The 15,553-nt window shown below is 70.9% G+C and carries 15 protein-coding genes; 10 read left to right on the top strand and 5 right to left on the bottom strand.

The annotated features are described in order from the left end of the window. The first annotated feature begins 3 nt into the window (after positions 1-3). The 6 genes from mmsA to araA are packed head-to-tail and all read left to right on the top strand — an operon-like array spanning position 4 to position 7,611. The gene (gene mmsA / locus ABFX55_RS28680) at positions 4-1,497 is read left to right on the top strand and encodes a multiple monosaccharide ABC transporter ATP-binding protein (protein ID WP_346125872.1); all 1,494 of its coding nucleotides are present in this window, start codon (positions 4-6) and stop codon (positions 1,495-1,497) included. Further along, a complete protein-coding gene (gene mmsB, locus ABFX55_RS28685) occupies positions 1,494-2,717 on the top strand; it encodes a multiple monosaccharide ABC transporter permease (protein ID WP_183649478.1) in 1,224 nt (407 codons plus the stop codon). The genes mmsA and mmsB overlap by 4 nt, the downstream gene beginning before the upstream one ends. A gap of 57 nt (positions 2,718-2,774) precedes the next feature. After that, positions 2,775-3,761: a LacI family DNA-binding transcriptional regulator gene (locus ABFX55_RS28690; RefSeq protein WP_346131278.1), complete on the top strand. Its 987-nt coding sequence runs from the start codon at positions 2,775-2,777 to the stop codon at positions 3,759-3,761. 60 nt (positions 3,762-3,821) lie between these two features. Then, positions 3,822-5,513 carry a ribulokinase gene (gene araB, locus ABFX55_RS28695; protein WP_346131280.1) on the top strand — a complete coding sequence of 564 codons (1,692 nt, stop codon included), beginning with the start codon at positions 3,822-3,824 and terminating at the stop codon, positions 5,511-5,513. Then, on the top strand, positions 5,510-6,157 hold the full coding sequence (locus tag ABFX55_RS28700) for an L-ribulose-5-phosphate 4-epimerase (RefSeq protein ID WP_346125873.1): 648 nt from the start codon (positions 5,510-5,512) through the stop codon (positions 6,155-6,157). The genes araB and ABFX55_RS28700 overlap by 4 nt, the downstream gene beginning before the upstream one ends. After that, positions 6,154-7,611: an L-arabinose isomerase gene (gene araA / locus ABFX55_RS28705; protein ID WP_346125874.1), complete on the top strand. Its 1,458-nt coding sequence runs from the start codon at positions 6,154-6,156 to the stop codon at positions 7,609-7,611. Before ABFX55_RS28700 ends, araA begins: the two co-directional genes overlap by 4 nt. Before the next feature lie 84 nt (positions 7,612-7,695). Here the strand turns inward: araA and ABFX55_RS28710 are convergent, their stop codons facing one another. Together ABFX55_RS28710 and ABFX55_RS28715 are read right to left on the bottom strand one after the other, a co-directional pair. After that, positions 7,696-8,223: a DinB family protein gene (locus ABFX55_RS28710; RefSeq protein WP_346125875.1), complete on the bottom strand. Its 528-nt coding sequence runs from the start codon at positions 8,221-8,223 to the stop codon at positions 7,696-7,698. A 115-nt stretch (positions 8,224-8,338) separates the two neighbouring features. Further along, positions 8,339-8,683 (bottom strand): STAS domain-containing protein, encoded by a 345-nt coding sequence (locus ABFX55_RS28715; RefSeq protein WP_346125876.1) that lies wholly within the window; start codon positions 8,681-8,683, stop codon positions 8,339-8,341. A 126-nt stretch (positions 8,684-8,809) separates the two neighbouring features. Here ABFX55_RS28715 and ABFX55_RS28720 point away from each other — a divergent pair, with 126 nt between their 5' ends. Continuing rightward, entirely contained in the window at positions 8,810-9,289 is a 480-nt protein-coding gene (locus ABFX55_RS28720) for a MarR family winged helix-turn-helix transcriptional regulator (protein WP_346125877.1), read from the top strand. Between the two features lie 76 nt (positions 9,290-9,365). After that, positions 9,366-10,412 carry a PP2C family protein-serine/threonine phosphatase gene (locus ABFX55_RS28725; protein WP_346125878.1) on the top strand — a complete coding sequence of 349 codons (1,047 nt, stop codon included), beginning with the start codon at positions 9,366-9,368 and terminating at the stop codon, positions 10,410-10,412. 241 nt (positions 10,413-10,653) lie between these two features. Here the strand turns inward: ABFX55_RS28725 and ABFX55_RS28730 are convergent, their stop codons facing one another. Next, positions 10,654-11,610: a carbohydrate kinase family protein gene (locus ABFX55_RS28730; RefSeq protein WP_346125879.1), complete on the bottom strand. Its 957-nt coding sequence runs from the start codon at positions 11,608-11,610 to the stop codon at positions 10,654-10,656. Positions 11,611-11,843: 233 nt separating this feature from the next. Between ABFX55_RS28730 and ABFX55_RS28735 the strand changes: the two genes are divergently transcribed. Then, positions 11,844-12,239 (top strand): YkvA family protein, encoded by a 396-nt coding sequence (locus ABFX55_RS28735; protein WP_346125880.1) that lies wholly within the window; start codon positions 11,844-11,846, stop codon positions 12,237-12,239. A gap of 64 nt (positions 12,240-12,303) precedes the next feature. On the opposite strand, the gene ABFX55_RS28740 is transcribed toward ABFX55_RS28735, so the two are convergent. Further along, positions 12,304-13,293, bottom strand: coding sequence for a DUF2804 domain-containing protein (locus ABFX55_RS28740; RefSeq protein WP_346125881.1), 990 nt, complete (start codon positions 13,291-13,293; stop codon positions 12,304-12,306). A gap of 141 nt (positions 13,294-13,434) precedes the next feature. Between ABFX55_RS28740 and ABFX55_RS28745 the strand changes: the two genes are divergently transcribed. Next, positions 13,435-14,067, top strand: coding sequence for a hypothetical protein (locus tag ABFX55_RS28745; RefSeq protein ID WP_346125882.1), 633 nt, complete (start codon positions 13,435-13,437; stop codon positions 14,065-14,067). Here ABFX55_RS28745 and ABFX55_RS28750 read toward each other — a convergent pair. Next, positions 14,036-15,421: an alkaline phosphatase PhoX gene (locus ABFX55_RS28750; protein WP_346125883.1), complete on the bottom strand. Its 1,386-nt coding sequence runs from the start codon at positions 15,419-15,421 to the stop codon at positions 14,036-14,038. The two genes, ABFX55_RS28745 and ABFX55_RS28750, sit on opposite strands and share 32 nt — an antisense overlap. Between the last annotated feature and the right edge of the window lie 132 nt (positions 15,422-15,553).

Below are 15,553 nucleotides of genomic sequence, written 5' to 3' on the forward strand. Positions count from 1 at the left end.
CAGATGAGCGGCATCACCAAGACCTTTCCAGGGGTGAAGGCGCTCAAAGACGTCAACCTCACCGTACGGCGCGGCGAGATCCACGCCATCTGCGGCGAGAACGGCGCGGGCAAGTCGACGCTAATGAAGGTGCTGTCGGGCGTCCACCCGCACGGCGACTACGACGGCGAGATCCTCTTCGAAGGGCGGCGCTGCGCCTTCGGCGGCATCCGCGACAGCGAGCGGGCCGGCATCGTCATCATCCACCAGGAGCTGGCGCTCAGCCCTCAGCTGTCGATCGCGGAGAACATCTTCCTCGGCAACGAGCGGGCCAGGCGCGGCTTCATCGACTGGAACCGCACCAACTTCGAGGCAGGCGAGCTGATGAAGCGCGTCGGCCTGCGGGAGAACCCGGTGACGGCGGTGTCGGACATCGGCGTGGGCAAGCAGCAGCTCGTCGAGATCGCCAAGGCGCTGTCGAAGGACGTGAAACTGCTCATCCTGGACGAGCCGACCGCCGCGCTGAACGACGACGACTCCGCCCACCTGCTCGACCTGCTGCGCGGGCTGCGGGACGACGGCATCACCTGCGTGATCATCTCCCACAAGCTGAACGAGGTGATCGCGATCGCCGACACCGTCACGATCCTGCGTGACGGCCAGACGATCGAGACGCTGGCCGCGGGCGAGGTCACCGAGGAGCGCATCATCGCCGGGATGGTCGGCAGGGCGCTGGACAACCGCTTCCCTCCCCACGAGCCCTCCATCGGCGAGGAGGTGCTGCGGATCGAGGACTGGACGGTCCACAGCCCCAGCCAGCCGGGCAGGAAGGTGGTCGACAGCGCGACGCTGACACTGCGGCGCGGCGAGATCGTCGGGCTCGCGGGGCTGATGGGCGCGGGCCGTACCGAGCTGGCGATGAGCGTGTTCGGCCGCGCCTACGGCACCGGCATCTCGGGACGGATCCTCAAGAACGGCAAGCAGGTCGAGCTGCGCAGCGTCGAGGACGCGATCAGGCACGGCCTGGCCTACGCCACCGAGGACCGCAAGCGCTACGGGCTCAACCTGATCGACGACATCAAGCGCAACATCTCCGCGGCCGCGCTGAAGGGCGTGTGGGTCGACGAGCGGGAGGAGTACAGGGTCGCCGAGGGCTTCCACCGGAGCATGAACATCAAGGCTCCGGGCGTGTCGAGCGTCGTCGGCAAGCTCAGCGGCGGCAACCAGCAGAAGGTCGTGCTGTCGAAGTGGATTCTGACGGAGCCCGACGTGCTGATCCTCGACGAGCCCACCAGGGGCATCGACGTCGGCGCGAAGTACGAGATCTACACGATCATCAACCGGCTCGCAGGCGAGGGCAGGGCGGTGCTGGTGATCTCGTCGGAGCTGCCCGAGCTGCTGGGTCTGTGCGACCGCATCTACACCCTCTCCGAGGGCCGCATCACCGGAGAGCTGCCCAGGGGTGAAGCCACCCAGGAGAGCCTCATGCACCTCATGACCAAGGGAACCCCTCGATGACCATGACCACTCCGCGCACCGCCGAGACGGGGGTCGAGGCGAAGCGGCCCTTCAGGATCAACCTGCGCTCCAGCGGCATCTACGTGGCCTTCGCGCTGATCGTCGCGCTCTTCTCGGTGCTGACCGACGGCGCCCTGCTCACGCCGCAGAACATCTCCAACATCATCGTCCAGAACTCCTACGTCCTGATCCTGGCGATCGGGATGATCCTGATCATCATCGCGGGGCACATCGACCTGTCGGTCGGCTCGGTGGTGGCGGTCACGGGAGCGCTGTCGGCCGTCCTCATGGTGAACATGGGCCTGCCATGGCCGCTCGCCCTGCTGCTCACGATCCTCGCGGGCGGGCTCATCGGCGCGTGGCAGGGCTTCTGGGTCGCCTACTTCGGCATCCCCGCGTTCATCGTGACGCTGGCCGGCATGCTGCTGTTCCGCGCGCTCACGCTCACCGTGCTGGGCAACCAGGGCATCGGCCCCTTCCCCGACGCGGTCCGCACGCTGGCCAACGGCTTCACCGACGGCTACCTCGGCAACATCGGCCTCGGCCCCCTCGGCGGCGCCGACCTGTTCAGCCTGCTGATCGGTCTGATGGCGATCGCCGGCATGGTCGCGGCCCAGTGGCGCACCCGCTCGGCCCGCAGCGGGTACGGCCAGGCCGTCGACGCCATGCCGCTGTTCGTACTGAAGATGGCCGCGGGCGCCGCGCTCATCCTCTTCCTCGTGGTGCAGCTGGCCAGGTTCAAGAACCTGCCGTGGGTGCTGGTCCTGCTCGCCTTCCTGGTGCTGGGCTACTCCCTGATGGCCAACCGCACGGTCTTCGGCCGCCGCATCTACGCCATCGGCGGCAACCTGCAGGCGGCGGTGCTGTCCGGCGTCAAGGTCAAGCAGGTCGTCTTCTGGATCTTCGTCAACATGGGCGTGCTCTCGGCGATCGCCGGCATCATCTTCGCGGGCAGGCTCAACCAGGCCGGCCCCACGGCGGGAAACAGCTTCGAGCTCGACGCCATCGCCGCTGCCTTCATCGGCGGCGCGGCCGTCCAGGGCGGCGTCGGTAAGGTGGTGGGCGCGATCACCGGCGGCCTCATCATGGCGGTGATCAACAATGGCATGTCCCTGATCGGCTCACCGAGCGAGCGCGTCATGTTGGTGAAGGGGGCCGTCCTGCTGGCCGCCGTCGCCTTCGACGTGTGGACCAAGCGCCGCGCGGGCGTCTCGCGCTGATCTATTCTGGGCAGGCCAGCGAAAGGAGTCATCGTGACCAGGCGTCGCCCCCCAGTGATGTCCGACGTTGCCAAACTCGCTGGAGTGTCGCACCAGACGGTCTCGCGGGTGCTGAACGACCACCCCAACGTGCGCGTCGAGACGCGCGCCAGGGTCATGGCCGCGATCGACGAGCTGGGCTATCGGCGCAACCTCGTCGCCCGCGCCCTGGTCACGAGCCGCTCGAACACACTCGGCGTGGTGAGCTTCGACACCACCCTGTACGGCCCCGCCAGCACGATCTACGGCATCGAGCAGGCCGCCAGGACCGCCGGCTACTTCGTGAGCATCGTGAGCCTCAAGTCGCTCGACGCCTCCAGCGTGCGCGACGCCATCGAGTACCTCGCCGAGCAGGGCGTCGACGGGGTCGTCGTGGTGGCGCCGCAGCGTTCGGCGGCTCGCGCCCTGGAGACCCTGCCGGTGGGCATGCCCGCGGTGGCCGTCGAGGGCACGCACAGGTCAGAGGTGTCAGCGGTGTGCATCGACCAGATCGAGGGCGCGAGGCTGGCCACCAGGCACCTGCTCGACCTCGGCCACTCCACGGTCTGGCACGTCAGCGGCCCCTCCGACTGGCTGGAGGCCGAGGGCAGGCTCGAGGGCTGGCGCTCGGCGCTGGAGGAGGCGGGCCGTCCCGTGCCTGAGCCGCTGGCGGGCGACTGGAGCCCGCGCGCGGGCTATGCCGCCGGCAAGCGCCTGGCCTCGATGGACGGGGTGACCGCGGTCTTCGCGGCCAACGACCAGATGGCGCTCGGCGTGCTGCGCGCCTTCACCGAGGAAGGGGTGAAGGTTCCCGACGAGATCAGCATCGTGGGCTTCGACGACATCCCCGAGTCGGAGTTCTTCTCGCCTCCGCTCACCACGGTCAGGCAGGACTTCGACGCGGTCGGCAGGCACTGCATCGAGGTGCTGCTCAGGCAGATCCAGGCACAGGGCCCCATCTCGACGGAGCGCCTCATCGTGCCGCCCGGCTTCGTGATCAGGGCCAGCACGGCCCCTGCCCCCTAACCCTTCTCTCCCCTCCTTTCGGTCAGCTGCATGGAGCTATATGTGAACGCTAACAACTACGTGGTCGGCGTGGACTTCGGGACGCTCTCGGGACGCGCCGTGGTCGTACGCGTCTCCGACGGCGCCGAGGTGGGCAGCGCCGTGCACGAGTACGCCCACGGGGTCATCGAGGAGCACCTGCCCGATAGCTCCGTCCGTCTGGGGCCCGACTGGGCGCTCCAGTCGCCCCAGGACTGGCTCGACGTGCTGCGCTTCGCCGTTCCTGCGGCGATCTCGGCGGCGGGCGTCTCGCCTTCACAGGTCGTCGGCGTCGGAACCGACTTCACCGCCTGCACCGTGCTGCCCACCACCGCCGACGGCACACCGCTGTGTTCGGAGACGCCTTCGCTGCCGCACGCGTGGCCGAAGCTGTGGAAGCACCACGCCGCCCAGGCGCACGCGGACCGGATCAACGCGCTGGCGGCCTCACGCGGCGAGTCGTGGCTGCCGAGGTACGGCGGGAAGATCTCCTCGGAGTGGGAGTTCGCGAAGGGGCTGCAGGTCCTGGAGGAGGACCCCTCGGTCTACGAGCGGGCGCAGCGGTGGATCGAGGCGGCCGACTGGATCGTCTGGCAGCTGACGGGCGTGGAGACCCGCAACGTCTGCACCGCCGGCTACAAGGGGATCTACCAGGATGGCGGGTACCCGTCGGCGGAGTTCCTGAGCGCGCTGAACCCCGATTTCGCGGACTTCGTCCACAAACTCACCGTGACGGAGCCGTCCACGCCGGGGGCTCCCGTGTTGGCGCCGCTCGGAGGGCTGGCCGGGCGGCTCACCGCGCGGGCGGCCGGGTGGACGGGGCTGCCCGAGGGCATCGCCGTCGCCGTCGGCAACGTCGACGCCCACGTCACGGCGGCCGCCGCCGACGCGGTGCGGCCCGGCCAGATGGTGGCGATCATGGGCACGTCCACCTGCCACGTGATGCCCTCCGACCGGCTGGCCGAGGTGCCGGGCATGTGCGGCGTCGTGCGCGACGGCATCGTGCCAGGCCTCTGGGGTTACGAAGCGGGCCAGTCGGGCGTGGGCGACATCTTCGCCTGGTTCGTCGACAACGCCGTGCCCTCCTCCTACGCGGAGGAGGCGAAGGCGCGCGGCCTGTCGGTCCACGAGCACCTGACCGGGCTGGCCGCCGCCCAGGCGGTCGGCGAGCACGGGCTGCTCGCCCTCGACTGGCACAACGGCAACCGCTCCATCCTCGTCGACCACCACCTCTCCGGTGTGATCGTCGGGCAGACCCTCGCCACCAGGCCAGAGGACGTCTACCGGGCGCTCATCGAGGCGACGGCCTTCGGCGCCCGCCTCATCGTCGAGACCTTCGAGAGGTCGGGCGTGCCCGTGGAGGAGTTCGTGGTCGCGGGCGGCCTGCTGAAGAACCGCTTCCTCATGCAGGTCTACGCCGACGTGCTGCGCCGTCCGCTGTCGGTGATCGGCTCCGAGCAGGGGCCCGCCCTCGGCTCGGCCGTCCACGCCGCCGTGGCCGCGGGGGCGTACGAGGACATCGAGCAGGCGTCGGCCGCGATGGGCAAGCGCACCGTGGCCGCGTACGTGCCCGACGACAAGGCGGCCGACGCCTACGACCTCCTGTACGCCGAATACCGCAGGCTGCACGACCTCTTCGCCGACGGCGGCATCCTGCACACCCTCCGCCGTCTGCGAAACGCCGCCACCGGGCCGGGACGGCCCGCTAGCCAGGGAAGCGAGGCAGGAGCATGAGGGAGATCGTTTGTGAGCTGCACGCCGAGCTGGTCCGCAACAACCTCGTCGCCTGGACCGCCGGCAACGTCTCCGGCCGCATCCCCGGCGAGGACCTGTTCGTCATCAAGCCCTCAGGGGTCTCCTACGACGAGCTGACCCCCGCCGCCATGGTCGTCTGCGATCTCGACGGCAACCTGGTCGAGGGCGAGCACGCCCCCTCCAGCGACACCGCCGCCCACGCCTACGTCTACCGCCACATGCCCGAGGTCGGCGGGGTGGTCCACACTCACTCCACCTACGCCTCCGCCTGGGCCTCGCGCAACGAGGCGATCCCCTGCGTGCTGACGGCCATGGCCGACGAGTTCGGCGGCGAGATCCCGATCGGCCCCTTCGCGCTGATCGGCGACGACTCCATCGGGCAGGGCATCGTGCGCACGCTCAAGGACCACCGCTCGCCTGCCGTCCTCATGCGCAACCACGGCGTGTTCACCATCGGCAAGGACCCCAGGGCGGCCGTCAAGGCCGCGGTGATGTGCGAGGACGTGGCCCGCACCGTGCACATCGCCCGCCAGCTGGGCGACCCGCTGCCCATCCCGCAGGCCGACATCGACCGTTTGTACGACCGCTACCAGAACGTCTATGGACAGAGGAGCCCCCGTTGAGCATCTGGTTTCTGACCGGCAGCCAAGGGTTGTACGGCGAGGACACCCTGCGCCAGGTGGCCGAGCAGTCCCGGCAGATCGCCGTGCAGCTGCCTGTCGAGGTGGAGTGGAAGCCGGTCCTGACCGACGCGGCCGCCATCAGGCGGGTGATGCTGGAGGCCAACGCCGACGACGACTGCGCGGGCGTGATCGCGTGGATGCACACCTTCTCCCCCGCCAAGATGTGGATCGCCGGGCTGGACGCGCTGCGCAAGCCCTTGCTGCACCTGCACACGCAGGCCAACGTGGCCTTGCCGTGGAGCTCCATCGACATGGACTTCATGAACCTCAACCAGGCCGCGCACGGCGACAGAGAGTTCGGCTTCATCCAGACCAGGCTGGGCGTCCCGCGCAAGACCGTGGCGGGGCACGTGAGCGATCCGGCGGTGGCCTCCCGCATCCTGGCCTGGAGCCGGGCGGCGACCGGCCTGCGTGAGCTGCGCACGCTCAGACTGGCCAGGTTCGGCGACAACATGCGCGACGTCGCCGTCACCGAGGGCGACAAGGTGGAGGCGCAGCTGCGGTTCGGCGTGTCCGTCAACACCTACGGGGTCAACGACCTCGTGGAGGCCGTGGACGCCGCCGCGGAGACCGACGTCAACGCCCTGGTGCTGGAATACCAGGACCTCTACAAGATCGCTCCTTCGCTCCTCGGCGAGCGGCACGAGTCACTGCGCTACGCGGCCCGTATCGAGCTCGGCCTGCGCCACTTCCTGGAGGCGGGCGGGTTCAGGGCGTTCACCACGAACTTCGAGGATCTCGGCGGGCTGCGCCAGCTGCCGGGCCTCGCCGTCCAGCGGTTGATGGCCGACGGGTACGGCTTCGGCGGCGAGGGCGACTGGAAGACCTCCGTGCTGCTGCGCACCATGAAGGCGATGGCCCCCGACGGGGGCACCTCCTTCATGGAGGACTACACCTACCACCTGACCCCGGGCGAGGAGCTCATCCTCGGCGCGCACATGCTCGAGGTCTGCCCCTCGATCGCCTCGGGCACCCCGTCGTGCGAGATCCACCCGCTGTCCATCGGCGGCAGGGAGGACCCCGTCCGCCTGGTCTTCGACGCCACACCGGGCCCCGGCCTCGTGGTCGGGCTGGCCGACCTGGGCGACCGCTTCAGGCTGGTGGCCAACGAGATCGACCTGGCCGCCCCGCTGGAGCCGCTGCCGTCGCTGCCCGTGGCGCGCGCGGTCTGGCAGCCAAGGCCGAACCTGCGCACCTCGGCCGAGGCGTGGCTGACGGCGGGCGCCCCGCACCACACGGTGCTGTCCACGGCGGTCGGCGTGGAGGAGCTGAACGACCTGGCCGACATGCTGGAGGTGGAGCTGGTGGTGATCGACGCCGACACCACGATGCGGCAGTTCACCAAGGAACTGCGCTGGAACCAGGCCTACTACCGGCTCGCCAGGGGGCTGTGAGCCGGAGGCTCTGGGATCGCCTGACACGCGAGCCGGCGGGACCGGCCGGACGACGGCCACGGCCTCGTCCGGCCGATCGGGTTCTCACGCCGCCGACGCGGCGCGCACCAGCCGGAGCTGGCCGATCTCGGCGGCGTTCTTCATCAGCTCGGCGTTCACCCAGGCGAGCATGTGGGCCACGGTCATGCCGGAGTCGGCGGGCCAGGGGAAGGGCGCGACGGCGTCCAGGTCGGTGTCGCTGAGCCTGTCCAGCACCGCCAGCCACTCTTCGCGCAGGCCGCGCAGCCACGCGACGGCCGCCTCGCCGTCGCCCGGCCAGGTGATCTCGACGCGCTCGCGCGGCGTGCGGCCCCGCGCGTGGTCGATGGTGACGCTCCACCACCAGCCGATGTGCCAGCTGAGCCAGCCGACGGTGGGGACGGGGACGGGGTCGAGCTCGGCTTCGTCCCAGTCGGGCAGCCACGCTCCTTCGCCGCCCGGCCGTACCGTCCAGTGGAGCGGGGCGGGCTCCCACAGGAAGTCCTCGGGCTTCAACTGCTCGAGATGGAGCTCGAACAGCGACCAGGTCAGGTCGAACTGCCAGCGCAACAGATCACGTCGGGAAACAGACACCGGCCGATCCTGGCACACCGCCGGCCTCCCCCCGAAGCGGTTTTCGACCGGCCACGCGCCGGACGGCATGGCCGCCGCCAGGACGCGCGACCGCGCCCGACCCGGACGTCAACGGTCAGCAGGGGAAGAGCAGGACGCCGCTCGGCCGCAGGTCGAGGACCCTGTCCAGCCCGCGTTCGGCCAGCAGCGCGCGCACGGGCGCGTCCACCCCCGTGACGCTCATCCAGCCGCCGGTGTCGCGGGCGTACCTGTCGGCCGCCATGAGCACGGAGAGGGCGAAGGAGTCGATCGAGCGCAGGCCGGTGAGGTCGACGTCCACCCTCGGCGGCTGGTGCGCGGCCAGCGCCCTGGCCAGCCAGGCCTGCAGCAGCGGCTCGACGGTCAGGTCAATGTCGCCCGCCAGCCCGACGGTGGCCACTTCGTCGCTCGTCATCGCGTTGAGGACGAATGTGGCTGGCATGTGCCGTCCCTCCGGTAGCTGTGGATTGCCGGGGAAGTCCCGCGTCCTGAGCGCTCGGTCCCCTCAATCCTTGCACACTGCAAAGAAGGAGGGTCTCCGGGGAGAGATGCGTGTAGAAACCTGTCCATGGGCGAGCAAGAGGATCTGTCCGCGGTCACCTCCGCGGTGCTGACCGGTTCGCGGCTGCTGGTCGCCATAGCCGCCAGGTCGCTGACGGCGGTCGAGGACAGGATCACGCTGCCCCAGTTCCGCATGCTGGTCGTGCTGGCGGGCAAGGGCCAGACCAAGCTGGTCACCCTGGCCGAACGGCTCGACGTCAATCCCTCCACCGCGATGCGCATGGCCGACCGCCTGACGTCCTCGGGCTTCATCGTGCGGGAGGTCAACCCGAGGAACAGGAGGGAGACGCTGATCAGCCTCACCACCGACGGCCTGCGCATCGTGGACGAGGTCACGGGACGGCGCCGCGACGAGATCGCCGCCATCGTCTCGCGCCTGTCGGCCGACCAGCGCCTCGCGCTGGTCTCGGCGATGGCCGCCTTCACCGAGGCGGGTGGCGAGCCGCCCGCCAGCGCCTCCCATCCGCTGGGCTGGCCCGAGGCGTGAACAACATCGTTGCGCTCACCGTTGCACGGTGCAAGAGTAACGCCACGAGTTCGTCCAATCCTGGCCGAAAGCGAGCATGAAGCCTTCCAACCAGCGGCGAGTCGTCGCCCTGCCGTACCTGATGATGGCCGTGGTGGCCGCGCTCGACCTGCTGTCGGGGCCCGAGGTCGGCTTTCTTCCTCTGGTGGCGCTCGGGCCCGCGTTCGCCAGCCTGGCCGGCGGTGTACGGCGGACGGTGCTGATCGGGCTCGTCGCCCTGATGCTCTGCGTCCTGCTGTCCGCCTACAACAACGTGCTGGGGACCACCCGCGGCTTCACCAGCCTGGCCAGCATCCTCGGCGTCACGGCGGCGGGCATGGTGGCCGCGGCCGGACGGCAGCGCCGCGAGAAGGAGCTGGCCGACGTCCGCTCGATCGCCGAGGTGGCCCAGCGGGTGCTGCTGCGCCCCGTGCCGCGCAGGGCGGGACATCTGCGGGCGGCGGTCTCCTACACCTCCGCCGTGGCCGAGGCGCGCATCGGCGGCGACCTCTACGAGGTGGTCACCGCGCCGGGCGGGGCCAGGGTGATCGTCGGCGACGTCCAGGGCAAGGGCCTCGAGGCGGTCGAGACCGCCGCGGTCGTGCTGGGCGCCTTCCGCGAGGCCGCGCACGACGAGGCCGACCTGGCGGGGGTCAGCTCCCGCCTGGAGAAGGCGCTCAACAGGCACCTGTCGGGCGAGGAGTTCGTCACCGCCGTGCTCGCCGAGATCAACCCCGACCGCACCGTCACGCTGCTGAACTACGGCCATCCCGCCCCTCTGCTGGTGCGGGCGGACGGCAGCGCGCTCTTCGTCGAGCCCGCCGAGCCCGTACCGCCGCTGGGCCTGGCCTCGCTCGGCCCCGAGGGACCCGTCGGTCACCGGGTGACGCTGGCGCCGGGCGACCAGATGCTGCTCTACACCGACGGCGTCACCGAGGCCCGCGACAGGCGCGGCGCGTTCTATCCCCTCGCCGACCGCGTCTCCCTGCTCAGGGAGGACGACCCCGAGGCCGCGCTCGAGGCGCTCAGACGCGATCTCGTCACCCACGTCGACGGCCCCCTGCACGACGACGCCGCCATGCTGCTCCTGCGCTACCTGGGCTGACCGTGCGAGCCCAGGAGGTCGTCAGCACCGGCTCTATCGCCTCGCCCAGCACCTCCGACAGGCCCGCTCAGCGCTCGGAGATGTCGTCGCCCTCGACGAAGGGCGCGCCGAGGAAGACGTGGCTGCGGTAGCCGTGCCCGGCCAGCTGCCCTGCCAGTTGCCTGGTGGGCTCGAGGTTCTCCACGCGGAGGGTGTCGGCGGCGCAACCGGACCGTCGACGTGGGGCAGGAGGTGGTCCGCGTCAGGCCTCGCCGTTCGCTCCGGTGGTGACGGCGGAGGTCAGGGCGGCTGCCCACGGGGGGTTGGCGCCCGCCACCGTGCACGTCAGCGCGGCGACACGGACGGCGAAAGCCAGGGCGTCGCGCAGCTCGGCCGCCCCGAGTGTGGAGAGCCGCCCGCCGAGACGTCCCAGCGAGTCAAGCCTGTGCAGCAGGCCCGCGGTGAAGGCGTCACCGGCGCCCACCGTGTCGGCCACCTCCACCACGGGGGCGGCGACGTCCATCCGCTCGCCGTCCAGTGAGGCGGTCACACCGTCCGCGCCCCTGGTCACCAGCACCAGCCTGACGCCCGCGGCGTGCAGGCCGGCGCAGAAGCCGTCCAGGGAGCCGAGATGGGCCAGGTCCTCCTCGCTCACCTTGACGATGTCGGCCAGGGCCGCCCAACGGGGCATCGCCGCCCGGTAGACGCCCGGATCGACCAGGAGCGGACGGATGTTCGGATCCATCGAGATGGTGGCCGAAGGGCGGGCGCGGGCGAGGAACTCCTCGATCCGCGCGGCGCCGGGCTCGCGGACCAGAGCCAGCGAGCCCGTGTGCACGGCGGCGACCCCTCCGAGGTCGACCGCGGCCAGCTCCTCCGCCGTCCACTGCCAGTCGGCGGTGCCCTCGGCGTGGAAGGAGTAGCTGGCCCTGCCCTCGCCGTCCAGCGTCGCCACGGCCAGGGTGCTGGGCTCGGCGGCGGTCACCACCCACGACAGGTCGACGCCCGAGGCGGTCAGCCGTTCGGTGAACAGCCTCCCGAACGGATCGGTCGAGACGCGCCCGAGGTAGCGGGCGCCGGTGCCGAGCCTGGCGAGCGCGACGGCGGCGTTGGCCGGGCCGCCTCCAGGGATCACCCGTAGGGCGAGCTCGCCGTGGCGGGCGTGATCGGGATCGGTGAAGGCGTCGGCGACGCACTCACCCAGAACGGCGACGGTCATCGGAGGTCCATGGCGGGCTAGGGGGATGAGGGGGTGGTGGACTCTATCGCGCGCTCCCCGATCAGTCACCGTGCATCCTCCCCTCCCTCGACCTTGCCGACGCGGGGTTCGACCCCCTGACGGCGGTCTCCGCGCTGATCGCGCCCTCGGCGACGCCCTGCGGGCGGTGCTGTTACTCGAGGCCCGCCTAGCGGAAGGGCTCACGACGACGGCCCGCGACTATCGTGAGGTGCATGGGCACCGTGCTGGGGATCGTCGTCGGGCTCGTCGCCGCCTGGCTGCTGCTCGTGGCCGCCCTCGCCCTGGCCACGCCCAGGCACGGGCTGCTGCGTGAGGCGTTGCGGATCCTGCCCGACCTGATCCGGCTGCTACGAGACCTGGCCGCCGACCCCAGCCTGCCGCGCGGCGTGCGGGTGTGGCTCGGGCTGCTGCTGGCCTACCTGGCCATGCCCTTCGACCTGATCCCCGACTTCGTCCCCGTGCTCGGCTACGCCGACGACGCCATCGTGGTGACGCTGGTGCTGCGCGCGGTGGTGCGGCGCGCGGGGCTGCCTGCCGTACGGGCCAGGTGGCGGGGCACCCCCGAGGGTTTCGCCGCCCTCTGCCGGCTGACGGGTCTCACGCTCTGATCGGCCGCCTGCGGCGCGGCCCCTCTTCCGAAGGCGACCCTCGTCTGAGAAGCATGCCGGTTGGTCACCAGCGCTGGCGGGCCTCCTCGGCCCAGCCGACCAGGCCGTCCAGGTCGATCCACGCGCCGTCGTCGGCGCGCGCCCTGCCGCTGAAGTGCCCGAAGCACTGGTGCGTCTCGCTGCCCACCACGCCGAGCTCGGTGCGCGCCACCTTCTCGTGGAAGGGGTGGAACCGCGCCTCCACCCTCGCGCCGCTGATCCGCCACGGCCGCAGCCAGTCGGACCTGTCGTACTCCCAGGCCAGCTCCTCGCCGATCTTGTGCAGCCGTCCCTCGACGAACAGCGCGTTCTCCGTCATCCCCGTGCCGTCGGTCCACCTGCCGCCCAGTTGGACGGCCAGCCCCCTGCCGCTGCCCGCCGCCCAGTTCCAGGTGATCGAGTACGGCCAGCGGCCCCTGCCGTGGTCGAGCACCGCGAAGGAGTCCGCCTCGCTCACCTCGTGCTCCGCCGTCCCCAGCCTCAGCCGCCCGCGCACCGGGCGGGCCAGGTCCTTCACCGTGTACTGGAACCTGCGCGGCCCCCACGGCACCACCACGCCCAGCGACTCGTGCCCCTCGGGCATCGGCACTTCCAGGTCGACGAGGACGCCAGGCGCCTGCGCGCGAAGCCACGTGCCCTCGGGCCGCTGGTCGATCTCGATCCGCAGGCCGGCGCCCGCGGCCGACACCGTCCCGCTCCCGCTGCGGTCGGGGAAGCGCGCGCCGCGTGCCAGCGGCACCACCACGTCCTTGGCGGTCTCCTCGCCGGTGGCCCTGTCGAGCACGTAGAGCCCGTGCACCCCCGCGTAGTCGAGGGAGGAGGCGACCAGGCCGATCACGTGCGAGGGGGTGACGATGCCCCAGTACTCCCAGCGCTTGCCGCGCCCCCAGCCCCTCAGGTTCCCTCGGTGGAGCGGCCTGCGCGTCCACCCGACCGCCTCGGGGTTGAGCCTGCCGTCGGGCAGGCACAGATCGACGGGCTCGGTGATCTCCCGTTCGCTGGTCAGGATGTCCATCGATCCTCGCTCCCTGCGGCCTCTTCCGCCACCCTAGGCCACCCCGGCCGGCGGCATTCCTGGTGCTGTGCCGTCCATGGTCGGACGTAGTCTCGTTCGGTGCGACTACGTCCAGAGTTGACGCGGCGGCCCTGGCCGTCGATGAACCACCGAGAGGTCACGGCCGAGCTGGTGCTGGAGGGATGGGTCCCCTGCGGCCTCGGCGACTGGGCCACGGCGCTGCGCTCCCCCGACGGCGCCATGGCCGCCAGAGTGTGCCCCTTCGACCCGGCCTACGCCGCCTTCACCGAGCTGTGCAGGCGCCTTCCTGACAATCCCTACCTGCCGCGCGTCGTCCTCGACACGCCGCTGGAGGGCGGCGGCACGCTGGCTGTCCTGGAGTTCCTCGCCCCGCTGGAGCAGGCGCGGGCGGAGGAGGTCGCGCGCCAGTGGCGCGAGGGCGGCGGCGAGGCCGCGCTGGCCGAGGTACGGCGGGCCGCCGCCGAGGTGGACGCCGAGTGCCGCGCCACCGTGCCCTGGTGGGACGGCGTCGACCTCAACCCCGGCAACGTGCGGAGGGCGCTGGACGGCAGGGTCGTGCTCATCGACGTGTTCTGCATGGACGGCGCCGCCCTCTACGCCCAGATCCTCGAGGACGCCGCCGTCGTCAGCGACCGGATCTCCGGCACCAGGTACGTGCTGGACATCCCCTACATCGCCCGAGAGAGCACACCGGAGGAGATCCAGGCCCTCCGCGACGCGCTCACAGCGAGCCGTTCTCCCACGGCCCGGTGATCGCGAAGGTGATGCCCGGCGTCTGGATGTTGGCGAACAGCCAGCCGCCGTCCTTGCTGTCGAAGGTGGATCCGCACCACTCCGAGCTCGTGTAGTCGCCAGGCGCGACCGACTTGCCCCGTACCCCGCCTGAGGGGATGACCACCGCGTTCTCCGCGAAGGGGAAGATCTCCCCGTCCGTGGTGAGGCCGTGCAGGTACTCCACGCCCGAGCCGTCCTCGCACAGCACGATGCCGCCGCGGGGGCTGACACAGATGTTGTCGGGGTTGTTCAGGACGGTCGCGCTCGGCGAGGCGAACAGCACCCGCATCGTGTCGCCCGCGAGGTCGTACTCGAAGACCTGGCCCTGCCCGGTGGGGCCGCCGCTGGTGCTCACGATGTAGATCCTGCCCTCGTGGTACCAGGCGCCCTCGAGACGGCGGAAGGACGCGCCGCCCTTGGCGATGCCCTGCTGGACGACGCTGGTCTCGCCCGCGCCGGGATCGGGCTCGTCGATCACGACCCAGTCGATCTCGGGGTAGACGGTGCCGGTGCCGTCGGCGTAGGTCGTGTAGGCGCCGCCGCCGATCTTCATCATCTCCAGGACGCCACCCTGGGCGAGGTCGCCGCGCACGGTGGGGCGGAACCTGTACAGGCCGCTCGGCGTGGCGTCCTCGGTCTCGTACACGTAGCCGGTGGCGGGGTCCACGGCGACGGCCTCGTGCGAGAACCTGCCCATCTCCCTGTACGGCCTGGCGTCGCCGATCCCGTCGTGGGGGACCTCGAAGACGTAGCCGTGCCGTACCGAGCCGTTGATCTCGGTCGTCTCCTCGCACGACAGCCAGCTCCCCCACGGCGTCGGACCGCCCGCGCAGTTGCGGATGGTCCCCGACAGGCTGGCGTAGCTGTGGACGAACTCGCCCCTGCGGGTGTCGAAGACCAGCGTGGTCGTGCCGCCGCCGGCGGCCGGGTTGTAGGCGGGCTCGACGAACGCGCCGGAGTAGGCGCCCACCTCGTGGTTGCGGACCAGCGCCGTCCAGTGGCCCTTGCCCGAGCCCTTGACCTGGCTCTTCAGCTTGCCGCTCGGCTGGAAGGCGGCCATGCCGTCGTGCATGGAGGGCGTCGGCCGCCCGTCGGACATCAGATCGCCGGTCCAGCCGTGCGTCAGGTACTCGAAGCCGCGGGGCAGCTTGAGCAGTTCGAGGCCGGTGGTGTGGTCCTTCACCGGCGACAGCGGACCGTAGTCGGGGCTGAAGGCGCGCTTCACCATGGTCGAGGCGTCGGCCGTACGTGCGGACAACGCCGCCAGCGGGCCGCCCGCCACCATGCCGATCGCGGCGGCGCGGAGGAAGCCGCGCCGGTCGATGTGTGTCATGCGACGTACCTTCCAGCCTCCCGCTGGCCGTACGGCAAAGCGGGAATGTCGGCCGCACGACCGCACGATGGCCCGTTGACCTCTCCGGCGGGCCATCTTACGGTCAAGTTCTAGAACGTCGTTCTACGGAGG

Origin of the sequence: Nonomuraea roseola, assembly GCF_039535395.1 — a bacterium.
GTDB classification, from domain to species: Bacteria; Actinomycetota; Actinomycetes; order Streptosporangiales; family Streptosporangiaceae; genus Nonomuraea; species Nonomuraea roseola.